The organism is Streptomyces sp. NPDC050164 (assembly GCF_044459945.1).
Taxonomy (GTDB): Bacteria; Actinomycetota; Actinomycetes; order Streptomycetales; family Streptomycetaceae; genus Streptomyces; species Streptomyces coeruleorubidus_A.
The window spans coordinates 45,391-70,352 of sequence record NZ_JBITJK010000038.1; the positions used below are offsets into that span (position 1 = coordinate 45,391).

General features: G+C 70.4%; 14 protein-coding genes and 1 pseudogene. 12 read left to right on the plus strand and 3 right to left on the minus strand.

Annotation, left to right across the window (positions count from 1 at the left end; translation table 11 throughout):
* Nucleotides 1-327 precede the first annotated feature (327 nt).
* A complete protein-coding gene (locus ACIBNA_RS35755; RefSeq protein WP_399169350.1) occupies nucleotides 328-3,336 on the plus strand; it encodes a bifunctional [glutamine synthetase] adenylyltransferase/[glutamine synthetase]-adenylyl-L-tyrosine phosphorylase in 3,009 nt (1,002 codons plus the stop codon).
* A gap of 3 nt (nucleotides 3,337-3,339) precedes the next feature.
* Nucleotides 3,340-4,926 carry an amino acid permease gene (locus ACIBNA_RS35760; RefSeq protein ID WP_399169351.1) on the plus strand — a complete coding sequence of 529 codons (1,587 nt, stop codon included), beginning with the start codon at nucleotides 3,340-3,342 and terminating at the stop codon, nucleotides 4,924-4,926.
* 37 nt (nucleotides 4,927-4,963) lie between these two features.
* Here the strand turns inward: ACIBNA_RS35760 and ACIBNA_RS35765 are convergent, their stop codons facing one another.
* Together ACIBNA_RS35765 and ACIBNA_RS35770 are read right to left on the minus strand one after the other, a co-directional pair.
* On the minus strand, nucleotides 4,964-5,794 hold the full coding sequence (locus tag ACIBNA_RS35765; protein WP_399169352.1) for a phosphatase PAP2 family protein: 831 nt from the start codon (nucleotides 5,792-5,794) through the stop codon (nucleotides 4,964-4,966).
* A gap of 93 nt (nucleotides 5,795-5,887) precedes the next feature.
* Nucleotides 5,888-6,922, minus strand: a complete 1,035-nt coding sequence (locus ACIBNA_RS35770; RefSeq protein WP_399169353.1) for a LacI family DNA-binding transcriptional regulator — start codon at nucleotides 6,920-6,922, stop codon at nucleotides 5,888-5,890.
* A gap of 412 nt (nucleotides 6,923-7,334) precedes the next feature.
* On the opposite strand from ACIBNA_RS35770, the gene ACIBNA_RS35775 reads away from it, so the two are divergent.
* The 10 genes and pseudogenes from ACIBNA_RS35775 to ACIBNA_RS35820 all read left to right on the plus strand — a co-directional run bounded on the left by ACIBNA_RS35775 (nucleotide 7,335) and on the right by ACIBNA_RS35820 (nucleotide 24,255).
* Nucleotides 7,335-8,603: an extracellular solute-binding protein gene (locus ACIBNA_RS35775; RefSeq protein ID WP_399169354.1), complete on the plus strand. Its 1,269-nt coding sequence runs from the start codon at nucleotides 7,335-7,337 to the stop codon at nucleotides 8,601-8,603.
* Between the two features lie 125 nt (nucleotides 8,604-8,728).
* Nucleotides 8,729-9,733: a carbohydrate ABC transporter permease gene (locus ACIBNA_RS35780; RefSeq protein ID WP_399169355.1), complete on the plus strand. Its 1,005-nt coding sequence runs from the start codon at nucleotides 8,729-8,731 to the stop codon at nucleotides 9,731-9,733.
* Between the two features lie 14 nt (nucleotides 9,734-9,747).
* On the plus strand, nucleotides 9,748-10,656 hold the full coding sequence (locus tag ACIBNA_RS35785; RefSeq protein WP_399169356.1) for a sugar ABC transporter permease: 909 nt from the start codon (nucleotides 9,748-9,750) through the stop codon (nucleotides 10,654-10,656).
* A gap of 144 nt (nucleotides 10,657-10,800) precedes the next feature.
* Complete coding sequence (locus ACIBNA_RS35790) at nucleotides 10,801-12,534, plus strand: glycoside hydrolase family 13 protein (protein WP_399169403.1); 1,734 nt, start codon at nucleotides 10,801-10,803, stop codon at nucleotides 12,532-12,534.
* Between the two features lie 119 nt (nucleotides 12,535-12,653).
* Nucleotides 12,654-14,027, plus strand: a complete 1,374-nt coding sequence (locus ACIBNA_RS35795) for an alpha-amylase family protein (RefSeq protein ID WP_399169357.1) — start codon at nucleotides 12,654-12,656, stop codon at nucleotides 14,025-14,027.
* A gap of 158 nt (nucleotides 14,028-14,185) precedes the next feature.
* Nucleotides 14,186-15,598, plus strand: coding sequence for a glycoside hydrolase family 30 beta sandwich domain-containing protein (locus tag ACIBNA_RS35800; protein WP_399169358.1), 1,413 nt, complete (start codon nucleotides 14,186-14,188; stop codon nucleotides 15,596-15,598).
* A 98-nt stretch (nucleotides 15,599-15,696) separates the two neighbouring features.
* Nucleotides 15,697-16,671: pseudogene (locus ACIBNA_RS35805) on the plus strand (non-reducing end alpha-L-arabinofuranosidase family hydrolase); the annotation flags it as partial.
* A gap of 106 nt (nucleotides 16,672-16,777) precedes the next feature.
* A complete protein-coding gene (pulA, locus tag ACIBNA_RS35810; RefSeq protein ID WP_399169359.1) occupies nucleotides 16,778-22,174 on the plus strand; it encodes a pullulanase-type alpha-1,6-glucosidase in 5,397 nt (1,798 codons plus the stop codon).
* 75 nt (nucleotides 22,175-22,249) lie between these two features.
* A complete protein-coding gene (locus ACIBNA_RS35815; RefSeq protein ID WP_399169360.1) occupies nucleotides 22,250-23,869 on the plus strand; it encodes a SpoIIE family protein phosphatase in 1,620 nt (539 codons plus the stop codon).
* A 29-nt stretch (nucleotides 23,870-23,898) separates the two neighbouring features.
* On the plus strand, nucleotides 23,899-24,255 hold the full coding sequence (locus ACIBNA_RS35820; RefSeq protein ID WP_399169361.1) for a 5-carboxymethyl-2-hydroxymuconate Delta-isomerase: 357 nt from the start codon (nucleotides 23,899-23,901) through the stop codon (nucleotides 24,253-24,255).
* 6 nt (nucleotides 24,256-24,261) lie between these two features.
* Here the strand turns inward: ACIBNA_RS35820 and ACIBNA_RS35825 are convergent, their stop codons facing one another.
* Nucleotides 24,262-24,951 carry a TetR/AcrR family transcriptional regulator gene (locus tag ACIBNA_RS35825; RefSeq protein WP_399169362.1) on the minus strand — a complete coding sequence of 230 codons (690 nt, stop codon included), beginning with the start codon at nucleotides 24,949-24,951 and terminating at the stop codon, nucleotides 24,262-24,264.
* Nucleotides 24,952-24,962 lie beyond the last annotated feature (11 nt).

Below are 24,962 nucleotides of genomic sequence, written 5' to 3' on the forward strand. Positions count from 1 at the left end.
AGCTGCCGCTCGGCGAGGGCGAAACGGCCCGGACCGCCTGCGCCCGTGGAGTGCTGCGTACGGGCGTGGTGGAAAAGACCGGCGAGGCCGTGTCGGCCGCCGTGCTCACACAGCGACGATCAGCACACCCACCACCCGCCGACACCGGCCACGAGGAGCAGCACTGGGCGCGGGCTTCCACCTGCACGCCCAGGCCACCCCTCTACAGTGGGCGCAAACCATGCCAGACGCTACGTCTGGCATGGGATCACTAAGCTGATCAGAGACGCTCAAATCCGTACGACCTTGATCCGATGCAAGTCCAGGCAAGTCCGAGGGAGGCCCGGGATGACGGCGGTGCCGGGGCGCAGGAGCAGTACCTTCACGCGGCTGCTGCGGCACGGTTTCACCGACGCCTCCGCCGCCGAGCGGCTCCTGGACAGCGCCGAACTCGCGCCCCTGCGCGACGACCCGGTGCTGCTGGACGCGCTCGGCGCGACCGCCGACCCCGATCTCGCGCTGCTCGGACTGGGCCGGCTGCTGGAGGCCCGGCCGGAGCTCGGCGCCCGCCGGGAGCTGCTCGACACCCTGATCTCGTCCAAGCCGCTGCGCGACCGCCTGCTCGGTGTGCTCGGCGCCTCCACCGCCCTCGCCGACCACCTCACCCGGTACCCGGACGACTGGCGGGCACTCGTCATGTACGAGGCGCACGACCTGCACCCCGGGGTGGAGGAGTTCGAGGCCGGTCTCGCCCAGGCCACCGACCCCGTCTCCCTGCGCGTCGCCTACCGGCGCTGCCTGCTGTCCATCGCCGCCCGGGACGTGTGCGGCACCACCGGTGTCGCCGAGTCCGCCGCCGAGCTCGCCGACCTGGCCACCGCCACCCTGCGCGCCGCCCTCGGCCTCGCCTCAGCCGCCGCGCCCGAGGACGACGCCCTGTGCCGGCTCGCGGTCATCGCGATGGGCAAGTGCGGCGGCCGCGAGCTGAACTACGTCTCCGACGTGGACGTCATCTTCGTCGGGGAGGCCGTCGAGGGGGCCGACGAGACCAAGGCCATCCGGGCCGCGACCCGGCTCGCCTCGCACATGATGCGGATCTGCTCGGAGACGACGGTCGAGGGGTCGATCTGGCCCGTCGACGCCAACCTCCGGCCCGAGGGCAGGAACGGTCCGCTCGTGCGGACCCTGTCCAGCCACCTCGCCTACTACCAGCGCTGGGCCAAGACCTGGGAGTTCCAGGCGCTGCTCAAGGCCCGCCCGGTGGCCGGCGACCTCGACCTCGGCGAGGAGTACGTCGCCGCCGTCCAGCCGCTGGTGTGGAAGGCCGCCGAGCGCGAGAACTTCGTCCCCGACGTGCAGAAGATGCGCCGCCGGGTCGTGGAGAACATCCCCGTCGCCGAGGTCGACCGCCAGCTGAAGCTGGGCCCGGGCGGACTCAGGGACGTCGAGTTCGCCGTGCAGCTGCTCCAGCTGGTGCACGGCCGGACCGACACCTCGCTGCGCAGCGGCACCACCCTCGACGCGCTGAAGGCCCTCGCCGCCGGCGGGTACGTCGGCCGGGCCGACGCCGCCCAGCTCGACGAGGCCTACCGCTTCCTGCGTTCCATGGAACACCGGATCCAGCTGTTCCGGCTGCGGCGCACCCACCTCGTGCCCGAGGACGAGGCCGAGCTGCGCCGCATCGGCCGCTCCCTCGGCCTGCGCACCGACCCGGTCGCCGAGCTGCTGCGCGAGTGGAAGCGGCACGCCACCGTCGTACGCCGTCTGCACGAGAAGCTGTTCTACCGGCCGCTGCTCGACGCGGTCGCCCAACTCGCCACCGGCGAGGCCCGGTTGAGCGCCGAGGCGGCCCGGGAGCGGATGGTCGCCCTCGGGTACGCCGACCCGGCCTCCGCCCTGCGCCACCTGGAGGCACTGGCTTCCGGCGTCACCCGCAAGGCCGCCATCCAGCGCACCCTGCTGCCCGTCCTGCTGGGCTGGTTCGCCGACTCGGCCGACCCGGACGCGGGTCTGCTCAACTTCCGCAAGGTGTCGGACGCGCTCGGCAAGACGCCCTGGTACCTGCGGCTGCTGCGGGACGAGGGCGCCGCCGCGCAGAACCTCGCCCGCGTGCTGTCGGCCGGCCGGCTCGCGCCCGACCTGCTGATGCGCGCCCCGGAGGCGGTGGCGCTGCTCGGCGACGGGGACGGCGGCGGCCTGGAGCCGCGCTCCCGGGCCCATCTGGAGCAGGAGATACTCGCCGCGGTGAACCGGGCCGACGGCGCCGCCCAGGCGGTCACGGCGGCCCGGGGCGTCCGCCGCCGCGAACTGTTCCGTACGGCCGCCGCCGACATCGTCGGCTCCTACGGCACCGAGGAGCAGCCCGCCGAGGCCGACCCGGGCGCCCTGGTCGACCGGGTCGGGGGAGCGGTCTCGGACCTGACCGCCGCGACCCTCGCCGGCACGCTCCGCGCGGTCGTCCGGGACGGCTGGGGCGACGACCTGCCCACTCGCTTCGCGATCATCGGCATGGGCCGGTTCGGCGGCCATGAGCTGGGCTACGGCTCCGACGCGGACGTGCTGTTCGTGCACGAGCCGCGCGACGGCGTCGACGAGCGGGAGGCCTCCCAGGCCGCCAGCAAGGTCGTCTCCGAGATGCGCCGGCTGCTCCAGATCCCCAGCGCCGACCCGCCCCTGCTCATCGACGCCGACCTGCGCCCGGAGGGCAAGTCGGGCCCGCTCGTGCGGACCCTCACCTCGTACGCTGCGTACTACCGCCGGTGGTCCCTGACCTGGGAGTCGCACGCGCTGCTGCGGGCCGAACCCGTCGCTGGCGACGAGGACCTGGGCCGCCGCTTCATCGAGCTGATCGACCCGCTGCGCTACCCGGCCGGCGGACTCGCCGACGAGGCCGTGCGCGAGATCCGGCGGCTGAAGGCCCGGATGGAGTCCGAGCGGCTGCCGCGGGGCGCCGACCCCAAGCTGCACGCCAAGCTGGGCCCGGGCGGTCTGTCCGACGTGGAGTGGACGGTGCAGCTGCTGCAACTGCGGCACGGCGCGGCCGAGCCGGGCCTGCGCACGACCCGGACGCGCGAGGCCCTGGCCGCCGCCCGTACGGCCGGCCTCATCACCGACGAGGACGCGGCCATCCTGGACGAGGCCTGGGTCCTCGCGACGCGCGTCCGCAACGCGGTGATGCTGGTACGCGGCCGGGCCGGCGACACGTTCCCCACGGAGCCCCGTGAACTCGCCGCCGTGGGACGCTACCTGGGCTACGGCCCCGGCCATGCCGGCGACATGCTCGACGCGTACCGGCGGACGGCACGCCGGGCCCGGGGTGTGGTGGACGAGCTGTTCTACGGGGTGGCCGAGCGCTAGGGGGTGCCCGCAAAGGGTGCCGTCCTCGCCTTCGCCTTCGCCGCGTTCACCGGTTTCGAGTCGACCGTCATCTACCGCCGCGAGGCCCGCGACCCGCAGCGCACCGTGCCGCGCGCGACGTACGTGGCCGTCGGATTCCCGGGCCCGTTCTACGCGTTCATCGTCTGGACCGTCATCCAGGCCTTCGGCAACGCCGGGGCCGCCGGCAAGAACCCCGGCGAGCTGTTCTTCACCGCCATCACCACCTACGTGGGCGGCTGGGCGGCCGACCTGATGCACGTATTCATCGTCACCAGCGTCCTCGCCTCGCTGCTCGCCTTCCACAACGCCATCAACCGGTACGCCCTCGCCCTCGCCGAGGAGGGCGTGCTGCCGAAGGCACTGGGCCGCACCCACCCGCGGCACGGCTCCCCGTACGTCGTCGGCCTCGCCCAGACGGTCCTCGGCGCGGTCGTCGTCCTGGGCTTCGCGGCGGCCGGCGCCGACCCGTACGGGCAGCTGCTGCTGTGGGTCAACACCCCGGGAATGATCGGCCTGTTTCTGCTCCAGCTGCGGCATCTCGTCGAGCACGCGGCGATGGGCCTGGTGGCCGAGGTCGTGCCCCGGCCGCCGTACGCCGCACGCCGGGCACGCCTGGTGGAGCTGCTGTCCGCCATGGCCGCGACCGGTCTGACCGGGGCGCACGTGATGGACGCCGGTGACCGGGAGCTGATCGAGTCGATGGCCGGGGAGACGGTGCTGCCGCTGCGGCTGCGGTTCGCGCCCTGGTGCATGCCGGGCGCGGACTGGGCCGCCCTGGAGGAGCTGGTCGCCGTACAGGGCGAGGGCGGCCGGCACTGGCGGACCGGCGGGGTCAAGTTCTTCATGGACGGCACCGTCAAGGGCGGCACGGCCTGGCTGGAGCACGCCAACTGCCACGGCCAGGGCACGGACGCGTTCTGGCCCGACCCGGACGCGTACGCCGACGCCGTACGGCACCTGCACGCGGCCGGGGTGCGCACGGCCACGCACGCCATCGGGGACGCGGCGGTACGGCACGTCCTGGACGTGGTCGAGGGGATCGGGCCGGGCGGGCGCGGGGCGCACCGCATCGAGCACATCGAGACCGTGCCGGACGAGCTGCTGCCGCGGTTCGCGCGGCTCGGAGTGGCGGCGTCCATGCAGCCGCCGCACACCGCGTACACCCGGGCCGACGGCATCGACGAGTGGTCCCGGCGGCTGGGCGCCGGGCGGGCCGCCCGCGCCTGGCGACTGCGGGACCTGCGGGACGCGGGCGCGGTGGTGGCCCTCGGCTCGGACTGGCCGATCGCGCACTACGACGCCCGCGCCGTGCTCGCCACGGCCCGGGCGCCGAAGGGCGCGGCGTCGGCCGGGGCCGGGCTGACCGGTCTGGAGGCGCTGGAGGGCTGCGCCAGCCATGCGGCGCTGGCGGCGGGGGAGTCCGACGCAGCAGGGCGCATCGCTCCCGGGTTCCGGGCCGACCTGACGGCACTGGGACTGGACCCGGTGGCCGCTCCGGCGGACGAGGTGGCCGAGGCACCGGTGCGACTGACGGTGACCGGGGGGTACGTGGTGTATCGGGGGAAGTGAGCCAGAGGAGGGTGAGGCACGGGCCTTGCCGCCCGCGTCACAGTCTCGCGGGTACCACCTGCGGCAGCGCGTACGGCTGCCTGCCGTACCACGCCCCGGCCACCGCGAACCCGAAGGCCAGACACAGCACGCCACCGACCGCATCCAGCCAGAAGTGATTCGCCGTGGCGACGATGACCACCAGTGTCAGAGCCGGGTACAGCAGGCCCAGTACCCGCACCCAGGGGATCGTCGCCAGGGCGAAGATCGTCAGGCCGCACCACACGGACCAGCCGATGTGCATCGAGGGCATCGCGGCGTACTGGTTCGACATGTGTTTCAGGTCGCCGGACGCCATCGATCCCCAGGTCTGGTGGACCATGACGGTGTCGATGAAACCGCCGCCGTTCATCAGCCGTGGGGGCGCCAGCGGATACAGGTAGTAACCGACCAGGGCGACGGCGGTCGTCGCGAACAGCACCAGGCGGGTCGCCGCGTACCGGCCGGGATGGCGACGGTACAGCCACACGAGCACACTCAGCGTCACCACGAAGTGCAGCGTCGCGTAGTAGTAGTTCATGCCGATGATCAGCCAAGTCGCCGAGTTCACGGCACGGTTGACCGACTCCTCGACGGCGATCCCCAGCTGCTGCTCGGCCTGCCAGATCCAGTCGGCGTTGCGCAGCGCCTCGGCCTTCTGCTCGGGCACGGCGTTGCGGACGAGCGAGTACGTCCAGTAACTCACCGCGATCAGCAGGATCTCGAACCAGAACCGGGGCCGGCGGGGGGTGCGCAGCCGGGGGAGGAGACCCTGGCCCGGCTCGGCCGCAACGGGGTGCGGAACGGCCGCTTCCCGGCCGTCCAGCGTCGTCACGGTCGTGTCACCCATAGGCACAAAGTCTGCCAGAAAAGCCCTGTCCCCCCGATCATCCTCCGCCCGGGTGCGGGCCGCATGTCCTACGGCGAAATCCAGCCGCGAACCTCAGGGGCGAGCGCGGTCCCCGGGTGCCGAAGCGGTCGAACCGCGCACCACCAGTTCCGGCATGAACACGAACTCGCTGTGGGGGGCCGGAGTCCCGCCGATCTCCTCCAGCAGCGTGCGGACCGCCGCCTGGCCCATCGCCGGGACCGGCTTGCGGATCGTGGTCAGCGGCGGGTCGGTGAAGGCGATCAGCGGAGAGTCGTCGAAGCCGACCACGGAGACGTCCGTCGGAACCTCCAGGCCGCGCTGGCGCGCCGCCCTGATCGCGCCCAGCGCCATCATGTCGCTGGCGCACACCACGGCCGTGCAGTTCCGCTCGATCAGCGCCGTGGCCGCGGCCTGCCCGCCCTCCAGGGTGTAGAGGGAGTGCTGGACCAGCTCCGACTCGACGGTCTCGACGCCCAGCCCCAACTGGTCCTGCATGGTGCGCACGAACCCCTCGATCTTGCGCTGCACGGGCACGAACCGCTTGGGCCCCAGGGCCAGACCGATCCGCGTGTGACCCAGGGACACCAGATGCGTCACCGCCAGGTTCATCGCCGCGCGGTCGTCGGGGGAGATGAACGGCGCCTGCACCTTCGGCGAGAAACCGTCGACCAGCACGTACGGCACGCCCTGCGCGCGCAGCCGGTCGTAGCGCTGCATGTCGGCGGTGGTGTCCGCGTGCAGCCCGGAGACGTAGATGATGCCGGCGACCCCGCGGTCCACGAGCATCTCCGTGAGCTCGTCCTCGGTGGAGCCGCCCGGCGTCTGGGTGGCCAGCACCGGCGTGTAGCCCTGCCGGGTCAGCGCCTGGCCGATGACCTGGGCCAGGGCCGGGAAGATCGGGTTCTCCAGCTCCGGGGTGATCAGGCCCACCAGGCCCTCGCTGCGCTGCCGCAGACGCACCGGGCGTTCGTAGCCCAGCACGTCGAGGGCGGCCAGCACGGACTGGCGGGTGGCGGCGGCGACGCCCGGCTTCCCGTTGAGGACGCGGCTGACGGTCGCTTCGCTCACCCCCGCCTGAGCAGCGATGTCGGCAAGCCGTGTGGTCACAGCACTGGACTTTAGCGGCCGGGGTTCCGCTTGCACACCGACGGGACGCCTGGTGCGGCCCGGCGCACGGCCCGCTGCGGGTTGCTTGGTCATCGCGGTCCCTCGAAGTCGTGGTCGGCGTCCGATCCGCAACGGATGACTCCCCCGGCGGCAACGGATGGCAAGTGCTTGCAGAGTCTTGCACAACTGTCCGACTTCCCGCCGAACAGCCGGAAATCCCGGTTCCGCAAGGGTACGGCACGGGCCCGGCGATGGTTCGGAGAGGTCACGGCGGGATAACCATCCTCACCTCTTGCACCTTTTTGCTGCAAGGTCTTTCGCAAGCCTTCCAGCGCGGTTAATCTCACCGACGCCCGGCGGCCAACGGCGCAGTCGGCAGCACGAAACGGGCTTTCACCCTCAAGGAGAACTCATGCGGCGTGGCATAGCGGCCACCGCGCTGGTGGCGTCCCTCGCCCTGGCGGCGACGGCGTGCGGCGGGAGCGACAGCGGCGGCGAGGCCGACGGCCCGGTCACCATCACCTGGTGGGACACCTCCAACGCCACCAACGAGGCGCCGACGTACCAGGCCCTGGTCAAGGAGTTCGAGGCCGCCAACAAGGACATCAAGGTCAACTACGTCAACGTGCCCTTCGGCCAGGCGCAGAACAAGTTCGACACCGCCGCCGGTTCCAAGGGCGCCCCCGACCTGCTGCGCTCCGAGGTCGGCTGGACCCCGGCCTTCGCCAAGAAGGGCTTCTTCCTGCCGCTGGACGGCACCGAGGCCCTCGCCGAGCAGGACAAGTTCCAGCCCAGCCTGATCGAGCAGGCGAAGTACGACGGCAAGACCTACGGTGTCCCCTTCACCACGGACACCCTCGCCCTCGTCTACAACAAGGAACTGTTCAAGAAGGCCGGCGTCGAGGCCCCCAAGACCTGGGGCGACCTGAAGAAGGCCGCCGCCACCATCAAGGACAAGACCGGCGTCGACGGCTACTGGGGCTCCACCCAGGCCTACTACGCGCAGAGCTTCCTCTACGGCGAGGGCACCGACACCGTCGACGCCGACGCCAAGAAGATCACCGTCACCTCGCCCGCCGCCAAGAAGGCCTACGGCACCTGGCAGAGCCTCTTCAGCGGCCAGGGCCTGCACAAGGCCGACACCACCGCCGACGCCTACGCCCATATCCAGGAGGCGTTCGTCAGCGGCAAGGTCGCCTCGATCATCCAGGGCCCCTGGGAGATCACGAACTTCTACAAGGGCTCGGCCTTCAAGGACAAGAACAACCTCGGCATCGCCACCGTCCCGGCCGGCTCCACCGGCAAGGCGGGCGCCCCGACCGGCGGTCACAACCTCTCCGTCTACGCCGGCTCCGACGCGGCCCACCAGAAGGCCTCGCTGAAGTTCGTCAACTTCATGACGTCGGCGAAGGCCCAGGAGACCATCGCGCTGAAGAACTCCACGCTCCCCACGCGCGAGGACGCCTACACCGCCGAGGTCAAGGCCGACCCCGGCATCGCCGGCTACCAGGGCGTGCTGTCCTCCGCCCAGCCGCGCCCGGCGCTGCCCGAGTACAGCTCGCTGTGGGGCCCGCTCGACGACGAGCTGATCGAGATCGCGGGCGGCAAGGAGTCCCTGGACAAGGGCCTCGGCGACGCCGAGACCGCCATCGCCAAGCTGGTGCCGGACTTCTCCAAGTGACCGCCGCGTGGCCGCCGGACCCCCCGGTCATGGGGGAGAGGGGATCCGGCGGCCACCGGCCCGCGCCCGCGCCCGGGCCTGGACAGCTCCCTTGACCTCCTTGAACCTCCGGAAGGTGTCGAACCATGACAGTCGTCATCGACCGAGCGACCGGCAAGCGGCGCGGTGAGCGGGAGCCGCGACCCGGGCCGGGCCGGCGGCTGAAGAACGGCTTCCACAAACACTGGTACGCCTACGCGATGATCGCCCCGGTGGCGATCGTCCTCGGCGTCCTCGTGCTGTACCCGCTGGCGTACGGCCTGTATCTCACCCTCACCGACGCCACCAGCCTGAACACCGCCCGCACGATCGGCGTCAACCACATCGACGCCACCTACAAGTTCATCGGCCTGGACAACTACGCCGACATCCTGTGGGGCCCGACGGCGTACGACCGCTTCTGGTCGCACGTCCTGTGGACGGTCTTCTGGACGGCGGCCTGCGTCACCCTGCACTACGGCATCGGTCTTGGCCTCGCCCTGCTGCTGAACCAGAAGCTGCGCGGGCGCACCCTCTACCGGATGATCCTGGTGCTGCCCTGGGCCGTGCCGACCTTCGTCACCGTGTTCGGTTGGCGGTTCATGCTCGCCGACGGCGGCATCATCAACTCCGGCCTGGACTTCCTGCACCTGCCGACGCCCTCGTGGCTGGAGGACACCTCCTGGCAGCGGTTCGCCGCGATCATGGTCAACACCTGGTGCGGAGTGCCGTTCATGATGGTCTCGCTGCTCGGCGGCCTGCAGTCGATCGACGCGAGCCTGTACGAGGCGTCCGAGATGGACGGGGCCAATGCCTGGCAGCGGTTCCGGCACGTCACCCTGCCCGGCCTGAGGTCCGTCAGCACCACGGTCGTGCTCCTGGGCGTGATCTGGACCTTCAACCAGTTCGCCATCATCTTCCTGCTGTTCGGCAACACCGCCCCGGACGCCCAGATCCTCGTGACCTGGGCCTACCAGCTGGGCTTCGGACAGCAGCCGCGCGACTACGCCCAGTCCGCCGCCTACGGAATCCTGCTCCTGTCCATGCTGATCGTCTTCACCTCCTTCTACCGCCGCTGGCTGAACCGCAACGAGCAGCAGCTCGCGATCTGAGGCAGGAGTCCGAAATGAGTACGACCACCGTCGAGACCTCCACCGCGGACACCGAGCGGCGACCCGCCGACGCACCCCGCACGGCCCGCCGCCGCGGCGAGCACAGCCGCGCGACCTCCCTCGTCTCGCACGCCGTCCTGATCGGCGCGAGCCTGACCGCGCTCTTCCCGATCGCCTGGCTGGTCTTCCTGTCCCTCGGCCCGGACAAGGACGACTACCTCCACCCCGGGCGCATCTGGGGCAAGATGGCGCTCGACAACTACGCCTTCGTCCTGCAGGACACCAACTTCTTCCACTGGCTCAAGAGCACACTGATCGTGGGGCTGGGCACGACGCTCATCGGCGTCGTCGTCGCCGCGTCCACCGGCTACGCGGTCTCCCGCATGCGGTTCCCCGGCTACCGGAAGCTGATGTGGGTGCTGCTGGTCACCCAGATGTTCCCGATCGCGGTACTGATCGTGCCGATGTACCAGATCCTCTCGGATCTGCAGCTCATCGACAGCTACCTTGGTCTCATCCTTGTCAACTGCACCACGATCGTGCCGTACTGCGCCTGGCTGATGAAAGGCTATTTCGACACCATCCCGTTCGAGATCGACGAGGCCGGGCGCGTCGACGGGCTGACCCCCTTCGGCACGTTCGCGCGGCTGATCCTGCCGCTGGCCAAGCCGGGCCTCGCGGTCGCGGCGTTCTACAGCTTCCTCACGGCCTTCGGTGAGGTCGCGTTCGCTTCGACGTTCCTGCTGAGCGACGACAAGTACACGTTTGCCGTCGGTCTGCAGACGTTCGTGAGCGAGCATGACGCGCAGCGCAATCTCATGGCCGCCACGGCTGTGCTGATCGCGATACCGGCTGCCCTGTTCTTCTACCTCGTGCAGAAGAACCTGGTGACCGGGCTCACCGCCGGCGGTACGAAGGGGTGACCCGGTGCCCCTCGGGGCGCCGCCGAACCGCACTGCACAAGCCCGAGGCGGCCGCGGTGCCCATCCGACCCCGCTGTGCCGCGGCCGCCTCGTCACCCACCCAACGCTCACATGACCACACCTCTGTTACGCATCAAGGACGACATGAGCCAGCAGTACTCAGCCGCCCCGAGCCCCACTTCCGCATCGGCCGTCGCCACCGTCGCCAAGCGTCGCGACTGGTGGCGGGACGCGGTGATCTACCAGGTGTACCCGCGCAGCTTCGCCGACAGCAACGGCGACGGCATGGGCGACCTGGAAGGTGTCCGCACCCGTCTGCCGTACCTGCGCGACCTCGGCGTGGACGCCGTGTGGCTCAGCCCCTTCTACGCCTCGCCGCAGGCCGACGCCGGCTACGACGTCGCCGACTACCGGGCCGTCGACCCGATGTTCGGCAACCTCCTGGACGCCGACGCGCTGATCCGCGACGCCCACGAGCTGGGCCTGCGGATCATCGTCGACCTCGTGCCCAACCACTCCTCCGACCAGCACGAGTGGTTCAAGCGGGCCGTCGCGGAGGGCCCGGGCTCCCCGCTGCGGGACCGCTACCACTTCCGCCCCGGCAAGGGGGAGAACGGCGAACTGCCGCCCAACGACTGGGAGTCGATCTTCGGCGGCCCGGCCTGGACACAGCTCCCGGACGGTGAGTGGTACCTGCACCTGTTCGCCCCCGAGCAGCCCGACTTCAACTGGGAGCATCCGGCGGTCGGCGACGAGTTCCGTTCCATCCTGCGCTTCTGGCTGGACATGGGCGTCGACGGCTTCCGGATCGATGTCGCCCACGGCCTGGTGAAGGCGGAAGGGCTGCCCGACCTTGGATCCCATGAGCAGGTGAAGCTGCTGGGCAACGATGTCATGCCGTTCTTCGACCAGGACGGGGTGCATGAGATCTACCGCCAGTGGCGGCTGATCCTCGACGAGTACGCGGAAAGGAAAGGGCCCGAAGGGTCTTCGTCAGAAGGGCGGTGGTGGGAGACGGGCGGGCGCATCTTCGTCGCGGAGGCGTGGACGCCGACCATCGAGCGGACCGCGAACTACGTCCGCCCGGACGAACTGCACCAGGCCTTCAACTTCCAGTACCTCAGTACCCACTGGGACGCCGCGGAGATGCGGGAGGTCATCGACCGCACCCTGGAGGCCATGCGCCCGGTCGGCGCCCCCGCCACCTGGGTCCTGTCCAACCACGACGTGACCCGGCACGCCACCCGGTTCGCCAACCCGCCCGGCCTCGGCACCCAGATCCGCCTGGCCGGCGACCGGGAACTGGGGCTGCGCAGGGCCAGGGCCGCGACCCTGCTGATGCTCGCGCTGCCCGGCTCGGCCTACATCTACCAGGGCGAGGAGCTGGGCCTTCCGGACGTCGTGGACCTGCCGGACGAGGTGCGCCAGGACCCGGCGTACTTCCGGGGCGCGGGCCAGGACGGCTTCCGCGACGGGTGCCGGGTGCCGATCCCGTGGACCGCGACCGGGTCGTCGTACGGCTTCGGCGACGGTGGCAGCTGGCTGCCGCAACCGGAGGGCTGGGGTGAGCTCAGCGTCGAGGCGCAGAGCGGAGAGCCCGGCTCGACCCTGGAGCTGTACCGGGCCGCGCTCGCCGTGCGGCGTGAGCAGCCAGACCTCGGCGCCGGCACCTCCGTGGAGTGGCTGCGGGCGCCCGAGGGCGTGCTCGCCTTCCGGCGCGGGGAATTCGTGTGCGTCGCGAACACCACCGGCGAGTCGGTGGCGATGCCGGCGTACGGCCGGGTGCTGGTCGCGAGCGGGGAGATCGTCCAGGTCGACGACGAGGCCAAGGTGCCGGCCGACAGCACGGTGTGGTGGACCACCGCGGTCACCGCCTGATTTTCCGTTGAATTTCGCACGGCCCGCTGCCCTTTCGGGCGGCGGGCCTTTAGCATCTGCGTCACCGCAAGGTTTCTGAACCTTGCAGCAAGAACCTTCAAAGAAGAAGGAAACTCCACATGGCGCGCAGACACCTCTCCACCGCCGTCGCGCTCGCCGCGGCTGCGATTGTCATGAACCCGACCAGTGCACAGGCCTCCCCACCTGGCACCAAGGACGTCACCGCCGTCCTCTTCGAGTGGAAGTACGCCTCCGTCGCCCGCGAGTGCGGCAACACGCTCGGTCCCGCCGGATACGGCTACGTCCAGGTCTCCCCGCCCGCCGAGCACATACAGGGCCCGCAGTGGTGGACCTCGTACCAGCCGGTCAGCTACAAGATCGCCGGTCGGCTCGGTGACCGCGCGGCCTTCCAGAACATGGTGAACACCTGCCACGCGGCCGGTGTGAAGGTCGTCGTCGACACGGTGATCAACCACATGTCGGCGGGCAGCGGCACCGGCACCGGCGGCTCGTCGTACACCAAGTACGACTACCCCGGCCTGTACTCCTCGTACGACTTCGACGACTGCACCTCCCGGATCGGCAACTACCAGGACCGCTGGAACGTCCAGCGCTGCGAACTGGTCGACCTCGCCGACCTCGACACCGGCGAGAACTACGTCCGCGGGGCGATCGCCGGGTACATGAACGACCTGCTCTCCCTCGGCGTCGACGGCTTCCGCATCGACGCGGCCAAGCACATGGACGCAGCCGACCTCGCGAACATCAAGTCGCGGCTGAGCAATCCGTCGGTGTACTGGAAGCAGGAGGTCATCTACGGCAGCGGAGAGGCCGTCCAGCCCACCGAGTACACGGGCAACGGCGACGTCCAGGAGTTCCGCTACGCCTACGACCTCAAGCGGGTCTTCAACAACGAGAACCTCGCCCATCTGAAGAACTACGGCGAGGGCTGGGGTTACATGAACAGCGGCGTCTCCGGCGTCTTCGTCGACAACCACGACACCGAGCGCAACGGCTCCACCCTGAACCACAAGGACGGCGCCACCTACACCCTGGCCAACGTCTTCATGCTCGCCTGGCCCTACGGCGCCCCCGACATCAACTCCGGCTACGAGTTCACCGACCACGACGCCGGCTCGCCGAACGGCGGCACGGTCAACGCCTGCTGGCAGGACGGCTGGAAGTGCCAGCACAACTGGCCCGAGATCAAGGCGATGGTCGGCTTCCGCAACGCCACCCGCGGTGAGCCGGTCACCAACTGGTGGGACAACGGCGGCGACGCCATCGCCTTCGGCCGGGGCGGTAAGGGCTTCGTGGCCATCAACCACGAGTCGGGCTCCCTGACCCGGACCTACCAGACGTCGCTGCCGGGCGGGATCTACTGCGACGTGCAGAACAACACGACGGTGACGGTGAACGCAGGCGGCCAGTTCGCCGCCACCCTCGGCGCGAACACGGCTCTCGCCCTCCACGCGGGCAGGCCGAACTGCTGAGTGCGAGCGCCTTGATGCGGTGCGTGAGGGATTGACGCTTCCGGAACGCTGTCCTACGTTCCCTCCTCAATGGCAACTCCCTGAACGCTGTTCAACATCCCGAACACTCGCCCCTCGGAAACCCCGAGGGGCGATCGCATACCACTGGGAGCGCTCCCATGACCGGACGGATCACGCTGCGCAGACTCAGAACGTGGACGGTCACCTCCCTCGCGGTGCTGCTGACGACCGCCGGAGTCACCGCCGGGACCTCACCCACCGAGGTGGCCGCTTCGGCCACCGTCAACGGCTCGACCCGGCACCAGTCCATCGACGGCTTCGGCATATCCGAGCACTTCGGCCGGGCCGAGATCATGCGAGGCTCGCAGGGCCTGCCCGCCCAGCGCCAACGCGAGATCCTCGACCTGCTGTTCAGCAGGACCACGGGCGTCGGCCTGAGCATCCTGCGGCTCGGCATCGACTCGGGCATCCAGCCGACCGACCCCGGCGGACCGAACGCGACTCCCAAGTACGTCTGGGACCGCGACGACAAGGGCCAGGTGTGGCTCGCCCAGCAGGCCAAGGCGTACGGAGTGAACCGCTTCTACGCCGACGCCTGGAGCGCCCCCGGCTATATGAAGACGAACGGCACCGACGCGAACGGCGGCACCCTGTGCGGCCTCGCCGGTGCCACCTGCGCGAGCGGCGACTGGCGCCGGGCGTACGCCGACTACCTGGTGCAGTACGCCAAGTTCTATGCCCAGGAAGGCATCCGCGTCACCGACCTCGGGTTCGTCAACGAACCCGACTACACCGCCACGTACGACTCCATGCGGCTCACTCCCGCGCAGGCGGCCGAGTTCACCAAGGTCTTCGGGCCGGTCGCGAGGGCGGGCGGATACAAGGTCGTCTGCTGCGACTCCTTCGGCTGGAACCAGCAGAAGAACTACACCAGGGCGATCGAGGCCGACGCGACGGCCCGCGGCTTCGTCGACACCCACGCCGGCCACACCTACGCCAGTCCGGTCGACGGCCCCCTGCCGACGCAGAAGCGGACCTGGATGTCGGAGTGGTCGCCGGGCGGCACCACCTGGAACGAGGCCTGGGACGACGGCAGCGGCTACGACGGCTTCACCGTCGCCTCCGCCGTCCACGACGCCCTCACCAAGGGCAACACCAGCGGCTACGTGTACTGGTACGGCGCCTCGACCGGCGCCACCCGTGGCCTGATCCGGATGGACGGCGCGAACTACCACGTCTCCAAGCGCCTGTGGGCGCTGGCCAACTACAGCCGCTTCATCCGGCCCGGGGCCACCCGCATCGGCGCCACCACGTCCGATGGCAATCTCAGGCTCTCGGCGTTCCGCAACACCGACGGATCCGTGACGGTCGTGGCGCTCAACGCGGCCGGCAGTGCCACCCCGGTGTCGTTCAGCTTCAAGAACATCGGGTTCACCACCGGGACGGCGACCCCGTATCTGACCAACGGCTCCCACAGCACCGCCCGGCAGCCGGCCGTTCCGGTCGCCGGGGGCTCGCTGAAAACCACGGTTCCGGCCCGCTCGCTCGTCACCTACACCCTCCAGCGATAGGAGACACGATGCGCCTGACAAGACGTCTGGGAGTCCTGGTCGGCGGGCTGGCCCTGCTGCTCGGCGCCCTGGTGCCGCCGACCTCGGCGTCGTCGGACGCGGCTACAGCCCTGCCGAGCAGCTTCAAGTGGAACTCCACCGGGGTGCTCATCTCCCCGAAGTCGGACGCCACTCACCAGCTCAGCGCGATCAAGGACCCCTCGGTCGTGTACCACAACGGCCGCTGGCACGTGTTCGCCAGCACCACGACCACCAAGGGCACCTACAGCATGGTGTACCTGAACTTCGCCAGCTGGCAGCAGGCCGCCTCCGCGCAGCACCACTACCTGGACCAGACGGCGATCGGCGCCGGGTACAAGGCCGCGCCGCAGGTGTTCTACTTCGCGCCGCGGAAGCTGTGGTACCTCGTCTACCAGACCGGCGACAACGCGGCGTACTCGACCACGGCGGACATCGGCAACCCCAGGTCGTGGACCGCGCCGAAGAAGTTCTACGCCAACGGCATGCCGCAGATCGTCAGGGACAACATCGGCAGCGGCCACTGGGTCGACTTCTGGGTCGTCTGCGACAGCGCCAAGTGCTACCTGTTCTCCTCCGACGACAACGGCCACCTCTACCGCTCGGAGACCTCGCGGGCCAGCTACCCGAACGGCTTCACCAACACCGTCATCGCGCTGCAGGACTCCAACAAGTACCGCCTGTGGGAGGCCGCCAACGTCTACAAGATCAAGGACTCGAACACCTATCTGCTGCTCAACGAGGCCATCGGCAGCGACGGCAAGCGGTACTTCCGGTCCTGGACGTCGAACAGCATCGCGGGCACCTGGAAGCCGCTGGCCGACACCGAGTCCAACCCCTTCGCGCGCTCGAACAACGTCACCTTCGGCGGCACCGCCTGGACCAGGGACATCAGCCACGGCGAGATGGTCCGCCATCTCAACGACCAGTCCCTCACCATCAATCCGTGCCGGCTCCAGTACCTGTACCAGGGCATGGACCCCGCGGCGAGCGGCCCCTACAGCACCCTTCCGTGGCGGCTGGGCCTGCTGACGCAGACCAACTCCCCTTGTTGAAAGTTCTTTCCAACGGTTTCAGGACTCTTGCTGTAAGCGTTTCGGCGGCGATACGGTCGCGCGGGGTCGGACCCGAGAGAGCCGTAATCGCTAGGAGTCCACGTCAGTGATACCGAGATGGCCGGTGCCGTCCAGGCGCCGAACCTCCCGTGCCGGACGGGTCGCTGCGGTCACCGCCACCGCGCTGGCCGCAGCACTCGTCCAGCCTCTCGCCGCCGGGGCGGCCACCCCGCCGGCGCCCCCGTCCGACGCGAAGCTCGCCGCCGAGCCCGCCCGCCACGACGCCACCCGCGAGCAGTTCTACTTCGTCCTGCCGGACCGCTTCGCCAATGGCGACCCGCGCAACGACAAGGGAGGGCTGACCGGTTCACGCCTGTCCACCGGCTACGACCCCACCGACAAGGGCTTCTACCAGGGCGGCGACCTCAAGGGCCTGACCAGGAAGCTCGACTACATCAAGGACCTGGGCACCACCGCCCTCTGGATGGCCCCGATCTTCAAGAACCAGCCCGTACAGGGCACCGGGGCGAACGCATCCGCCGGTTACCACGGCTACTGGATCACCGACTTCACCCAGGTCGACCCGCACTTCGGCAACAACGAGGACCTCGAGAACCTCATCGACAAGGCGCACGCCAAGGGCATGAAGGTCTTCTTCGACGTCATCACCAACCACACGGCGGATGTCGTCGACTATGAGGAGAAGTCGTACGACTACCTCTCCAAGGGCGCCTTCCCGTACCTGACCAAGGACGGCGAGCCCTTCGACGACGCCGACTACGCGGACGGGCGGCGGGACTTCCCCGAGGTCGGCGGCGGCTCCTTCCCGCGCACGCCCAAGGCGACCGGGAACACCAAGGTCCCGTCCTGGCTCAACGACCCGACGATGTACCACAACCGCGGCGACTCCACCTTCGCCGGTGAGAGCTCCGCGCACGGCGACTTCTCCGGCCTCGACGACCTGTGGACCGAGCGGCCCGAGGTCGTGCGGGGCATGGCGAGGATCTACCAGCGCTGGGTGCGGGACTTCGACATCGACGGCTTCCGGATCGACACCGTGAAGCACGTCAACACGGAGTTCTGGACGCAGTGGGCCACCGCCCTGGACGCGTACGCCGCCAGGCAGGGCCGCGACGACTTCTTCATGTTCGGCGAGGTCTACTCGGCCGACACGGACGTCACCTCCCCGTACGTCACCCAGGGCCGCCTCGACGCCACGCTCGACTTCCCCTTCCAGGAGGCGGCCCGCCAGTACGTCTCCCAGGGCGGCAGCGCGCAGAAGCTCGCGGGCGTCTTCGGCGACGACTACAAGTACACGACCGACAAGGCGAACGCGTACGAGCAGGTCACTTTCCTCGGCAACCACGACATGGGCCGGATCGGGTACTTCCTGAAGCAGGACGACCCGAAGGCCACCGACGCCGAGCTGCTGAAGAAGGACGAGCTCGCCAACGAGCTGATGTTCCTCAGCCGCGGCAACCCCGTCGTCTACTACGGCGACGAGCAGGGCTTCGCCGGCGCGGGCGGCGACAAGGACGCCCGGCAGAGCATGTTCGCTTCCCGCACCGCCGACTACCTCGACGACGACCGGATCGGCACCGACCGCACCCACGCCGAGGACGCCTACGACACGAGAGCACCGCTCTACCGCCAGATCAGTGCTCTCGCGGGGCTCCGCAAGGCTCACCCCGCGCTGGCCGACGGCGTCCAGCAGCAGCGGTACGCGGCCGACGGCCCGGGCGTGTACGCCTTCTCCCGCACCGACGCGAGGAGCGGCATCGAGTACGTCGTCGCCGTCAACAACGCGGACGAGGCGAAGACGGCCACGTTCGCCACCGGTTCGGCCGGCATGACCTTCAAGGGCATCCACGGCACCGACGCCTCCCTGAGGAGCGACGGCGACAGGAAGCTCACCGTCACCGTCCCGCCCGGCTCGGCGATCGTCCTCAAGGCGTCCGGCAGGCTCGCCGCGCCCGCCACCGAGCCGACGATCACCCTCAAGGCCCCGGCGACCGGCGCCACCGGCACCGTGGAGCTCTCCGCCGATGTCGACGGCGGCCGGCTCAACCGTGTCGTCTTCGCCGCCCAGGTCGGCAACGGCAAGTGGCAGACCCTCGGCTCCGCCGACCACGCCCCGTACCAGGTCACCCAGACCATCGCCGAGGACGTACCGCCCGGCACCGCCCTGCGCTACAAGGCCGTCGTGATCGACTCGGCCGGCCGCACCGCGAGCGCCCTGGCCGCCTCCACCACCGGCACCCCGCCCGCCGAGCAGCCGCCCGGCGCCTCCTCCCGCGACTACGCGATCGTCCACTACAAGCGCGCCGACGGGAACTACGCCGACTGGGGCCTGTACGCCTGGGGCGACCTCGCCGACGGCGAGGCCACACAATGGCCCGACAGCCACCCCTTCACCGGCCGTGACGCCTACGGCGCCTTCGCCTACGTGGGGCTCAAGCCCGGCGCCTCGACCGTCGGCTTCCTCGTCATCGACAAGGACGGCGACAAGGACGTCGCCACCGACCGCGCGATCGACGTCACCAGGACCGGCGAGGTCTGGATCGAGCAGGGCAAGGAGACCGTCACCACCGAGCGCCCGGACCACCCGGCGCCCGACAGGACCAAGGCCGTGCTGCACTATCACCGCGCCGACGGGAACTACGACGGCTGGGGCCTGCACGTCTGGACGGGCGCCGCGCACCCCACCGAGTGGTCGAATCCCCTGAAGCCGGTCAAGACTGATACGTATGGTGCGGTCTTCGAGGTACCGCTCAGCGACGGTGCCACCAGCCTCAGCTACATCATCCACAAGGGCGACGAGAAGGACCTGCCCGCCGACCAGTCGCTCGACCTCCGGGCGAGCGGCCACGAGGTGTGGCTGTTGAGCGGCCAGGAGAAGTACCTGCTCCCGCAGCCGGCCGGCACCTCGGCCGCGCTCGACCTGACCACGTCCAAGGCGGTCTGGATCGACCGGAACACCCTCGCCTGGAACGGCTCCGAGGCCGCCGCCTCCACCCAGCTGCTGTACAGCCGGGACGGCTCGATCGCGGTGAAGGACGGCGCGCTGACCAGCGACGACGAGAGGTGGCTGCGCCTGTCGGAGACCACCCTCACCGATGCCCAGAAGGCGAGATTCCCGCACTTGAGGGACTACGCCGCCTGGTCCGTCGACCCGCGCGACCGCGACCGGGTCCGCGAGGCCCTGCGCGGGCAGGTGGTCGCCACACAGCGGGCCGCGAACGGGGCCGTCCTCGCGGCGACCGGTGTGCAGATCGCCGGCGTGCTCGACGACCTGTACGACGCCACGAAGAGCGACCTGGGGCCGACGTTCTCCCGGGGCCGTCCCACCCTGTCCGTGTGGGCACCGACCGCGCAGTCCGTGGCATTGGAGATCGGCGACTCCACCGTGCCGATGCAACGCGACGACACCACCGGCGTCTGGTCCGCCACCGGCCCCAAGTCCTGGAAGGACAAGCCCTACCGGTACGTCGTGAGGGTCTGGGCGCCCAGCGTCCGCAAGATCGTCACCAACAAGGTCACCGACCCCTACTCGGTCGCGCTCACCGCGGACTCCGAGCGCAGCCTCGTCGTCGACCTGGACGACGAGACCCTCGCGCCGAGCGGCTGGTCCTCGTACGCCAAGCCCATGGCCGTGCCGCTGATGGACGCCCAGATCCAGGAGCTGCACATCCGGGACTTCTCCGTCGAGGACCGCACGGCGAAGCACCCCGGCACCTACCTCGCCTTCACCGACAAGGCGAGCGACGGCTCCAAGCACCTGCGCGAGCTGGCGAAGGCGGGCACCTCGTACGTCCATCTCCTGCCCGCCTTCGACATCGCCACCATCCCGGAGCGCAAGGCCGACCAGGCGAGCGTCGACTGTGACCTGGCCTCCTACCCGGCCGACTCCGACAAGCAGCAGGAGTGCGTCGGGAAGATCGCCGCGATGGACGCCTACAACTGGGGCTACGACCCGTACCACTACACGGTCCCCGAGGGCTCCTACGCCACTGACCCGGACGGCACGGCCCGCACGTTCGAGTTCCGCGAGATGGTCAAGGCCCTCAACGACGACGGCCTGCGGGTCGTCATGGACGTCGTCTACAACCACACCGCGGCGAGCGGTCAGGCGGAGACGAGCGTCCTCGACCGGATCGTCCCGGGCTACTACCAGCGGCTCCTCGCCGACGGCTCGGTCGCGAACAGCACCTGCTGCGCCAACACCGCCACCGAGAACGCCATGATGGGCAAGCTGGTCGTCGACTCGATCGTCACCTGGGCCAAGCAGTACAAGGTCGACGGCTTCCGCTTCGACCTCATGGGCCACCACCCGAAGACCAACATCCTCGCGGTCCGGGGGGCCCTCGACGCGCTCACCCCGGAGCGGGACGGCGTCGACGGCAAGAAGATCATCCTGTACGGGGAGGGCTGGAACTTCGGCGAGGTCGCCGACGACGCCCGGTTCGTCCAGGCCACCCAGAAGAACATGGCCGGCACCGGCATCGCCACCTTCTCCGACCGGGCCCGGGACGCCGTGCGCGGCGGCGGCCCCTTCGACGAGGACCCCGGCGTGCAGGGCTTCGCCTCCGGCCTCTACACCGAACCCAACTCCTCGGAGAACAACGGCACTCCGGCCGAGCAGAAGGCCCGCCTGCTGCACTACCAGGACCTGATCAAGGTCGGGCTGTCCGGCACCCTCGCCGGCTACCGGTTCACCGACACCGGCGGCAACGAGGTCAAGGGCTCCGAGGTCGACTACAACGGCTCACCCGCCGGTTACGCGGACGCCCCCGGCGACGCCCTCGCCTACGCCGACGCGCACGACAACGAGTCCCTGTTCGACGCGCTCGCCTTCAAGCTGCCCGCCACGACGAGTGCCTCCGACCGGGCCCGTATGCAGGTCCTCGCCATGGCGACGGCCACCCTGTCCCAGGGCCCGGCCCTCTCGCAGGCGGGCACCGACCTAATGCGCTCCAAGTCCCTGGACCGCAACTCCTACGACAGCGGCGACTGGTTCAACGCCGTCCACTGGAACTGCGCCGACGGCAACGGCTTCGGCCGCGGACTGCCCATGGCGGCCGACAACGCCGACAAGTGGCCTTACGCCAAGCCCCTGTTGAGCAAGGTCAAGGTGGGCTGCGAGCAGATCGAGGGCGCCTCGGCGGCCTACCGCGACCTGCTGCGGATCCGTACCACCGAGCGGGACTTCTCCCTCGGCACCGCCGAGCAGGTGCAGTCCCGGCTCTCCTTCCCGCTGTCCGGCAAGGACGAGACACCCGGTGTGATCACCATGCGGCTCGGTGACCTCGTGGTCGTCTTCAACGCCACGCCCGAGCGGCGCGAACAGCGCGTCCCCGCACTCGCCGGAGAGGGCTACCGGCTGCACCCGGTGCAGGCGGCGGGGGCGGACTCTACCGTCAAGTCGTCCTCCTACGCGGCGGAATCGGGCACGTTCGCCGTTCCGGGGCGCACGGTCGCCGTCTTCACCCGGGCCGCCGGATAGCCGCACTACGTTGGGTGGGGCAGGCCGCGACCGACGGTCTGCCCCACCCACGTACGCCCCCAGAGGCTGAACGAGATGAACGGCAACGGCACGCAGCACAACCCCGGCACCACCGTGCTGGTCGTGGACGACGTCGCGGCCAGCCGGTACGCCATGGGCGCGGTGCTGAGCCGGGCCGGCCACCAGGTCGTGCCGGTCGCCAGCGGCGGCGAGGCGCTCGTCGAACTCGACGCCCGGCTGCGGGGCGGCACCCTGCCCGACGTGGCCCTCGTCGACGTGGGGCTGCCGGACATGAGCGGCTTCGAACTGTGCCGCCGGGTCCGGGCCCGGCCGCCCATGGCAGCGCTGCCCGTCGTGCACTTCTCCGCCGCCGCGACCGCGCCCGGCGACCGTTGCCGGGGACTGGACGCGGGCGGCGACGCCTATCTGACCGTGCCCGCCGAGCCGCAGGAGATCCAGGCCGTCGTACGGGCCGCCGTGCGCGGGGCCCGCCGCAGCGCGGGCGCCGAGACCGCCGTCCACCGTCTGACGCTGCTGTCCGAGGCCATCGTCACCGTGCAGGCCGCGCGCTGCCCGCGGGAACTCGCCGCCGCTGCCGCCGAAGGCGCCGCACGCCTCGCTGCCTCGCCCGCCGTGGTGTTCGTGATCGGCCCGGACGGCGAGCCGTACCGGGGCACGGCCCGGTGCCGCCCCGCGCCCGCGGACAGCGGCGCGCACCAGGCGGCGGCACGGCTGGTCACCCGGCTCGCGGAGGGCCGCACGGGCGTCAACAGCACCGTCGTCCCCGCGCCGCTGTGGCCGGCCGGGATGTTCCGGCCGGGCGTCGAGGAGGACGCCCGCCTGACCGTGGCGACCACCCAGGACGGCCGGACGGCGGTCTGCCTCGCCACGCCGGTGCGGCGCGCCGCGATCATCGACCCCGCGGCCGACGGACTGCTCGCCCGCCTCGCCCAGGCCTGCGCGCTCGCCGCCGAGCCGCTGCTGCTGTACCGGGTGGAGCGGCACGTCGCCCTCACCCTCCAGCACAGTTTCCTGCCCCAGCCGCACAAGCTGCCGCATCTGCCCGGCGTCGACATCGTCGTCCGCTATGTGCCCGCCTCCCGGCAGACCGAGATCGGCGGCGACTTCTACGCCGCCCTGCGCACCGGCGAGGGCGTGCTCACCGCCGTCGGGGACGTCGTCGGACACTCACTGGACGCGGCCACCGTCATGGTCGAGATCCGGCACGCGCTGCGCGCCTACTGCGTGACCGAGAGCGACCCGGTGGTCCTGGCCGAGCGGCTCGACCGGATGCTCCAGCAGTACCACCCCGACGTCACGGCCACCGTGTGCCTGGCCCTGGTCGATCCCGGCAGCGGGCGGGTGCGGATCGCCAACGCCGGGCACATCCCGCCGCTGATCCTGCGCGACGGGGGCGGCGCCGACTACGTCGACGCGTGCGGTCCGCTGCTCGGGCTGGGCCTGGAACGGCCCGCGCCGACCGAGTGGCACCTGGCCCCCACCGACCGCCTCCTCATGGTCACCGACGGCCTCATCGAGACCCGCGGCACTCCCCTGGAGACCTCCCTGGAACAGCTCCGCACGGCCGCCGCCGACGCCCCGGCCGGCCTCGACCCCCTCTGCGACGTGCTGCTCGGCTGCTTCGGCCACGACCGGGAGGACGACATCGCGATGCTGGCCCTGCGGTTAGGGTGAGCCCGTTGCCGCCCAGAACAGGAGTGCTCATGCCGCAGATCACCGTCGACTATTCCGCCGACCTCGCGGACGACTTCGACCGGCCCGGGTTCGCGAAGGCGCTGCACGAGGCGACCGTCGAGATCGCGGCCGCCAAGCCGCCGGCGTGCAAGACCCGCTTCCGCCGGACCGAGGACGTCGTGGTCGGCCCCGAGACCGAGGCGCACGCCCATGTGCACGTCCACATCGCGCTGCTCCCCGGCCGCACCGAGGAGACCAAGGCCCGGCTCACCGAGGCAACGCTGGAACTGCTGCGCACCTACCTGAAGGCCACCGAGGGACGCGTGCTGCACGCCTCCGCCGAGGTGCGCGAACTGGACGCGTCCTACCGGAAGTTCGAAAGCTGAGCGGTCTCAGGTCGCCAGCGCCAGCAGGCGGCCGGCCAGGTCGGCGAACGGGCCGTCGGCCGGTTCCTCCTGGGCGATGCGGCGCATCAGGGCGCCCATCTCCGCGTCCTGGGCGGCGCTGACGGCGGTGAGCGCGGCGAAGTCGTGGACGAGCTGGATCTCCAGCTCGGCCCGCGGGATGCGCCGCCCGTCCAGCCAGATCAGGGCCGTCGACTCGGCGAGCGAGATCCAGGACCGCACGACCAGTTCCAGCCGCGCGGGCGGATCGGTCACGCCCAGGTGCGAAAGGATCTGGACATACGCGGCCTGCCGTACGGAGTCGATGAGCGCGTTGGTCGTCGAGGAGCCGACCGCCGGACCGCCGCGCATGAGGGCGGAGAAACCGGGGCCGTGCTCGTCCACGAAGTCGAAGAAGCGGTGCATCACACGCAGCAGCCGCGCCCCCAGCGGCCCCTCGTGCGGCTCCACGAAACGGGCCGCGAGATCGTCCGAGGCCCGCTTCAACGCGGCCTCGTACAGGCTGAGTTTGCCGGGGAAGTAGTGGTAGACCAACGGGCGTGAAATGCCCGCGGCGGACGCTATCTCGTCGATGGAGACCTCGTCGGGCGAGCGGCGGCTGAACAGTTCGAGGGCGACGCCGATCAACTGCTGCCGCCGCTCCTCGACTCCCAATCTGCGGCGAACCCCGGTAGTCATACGAACACCTT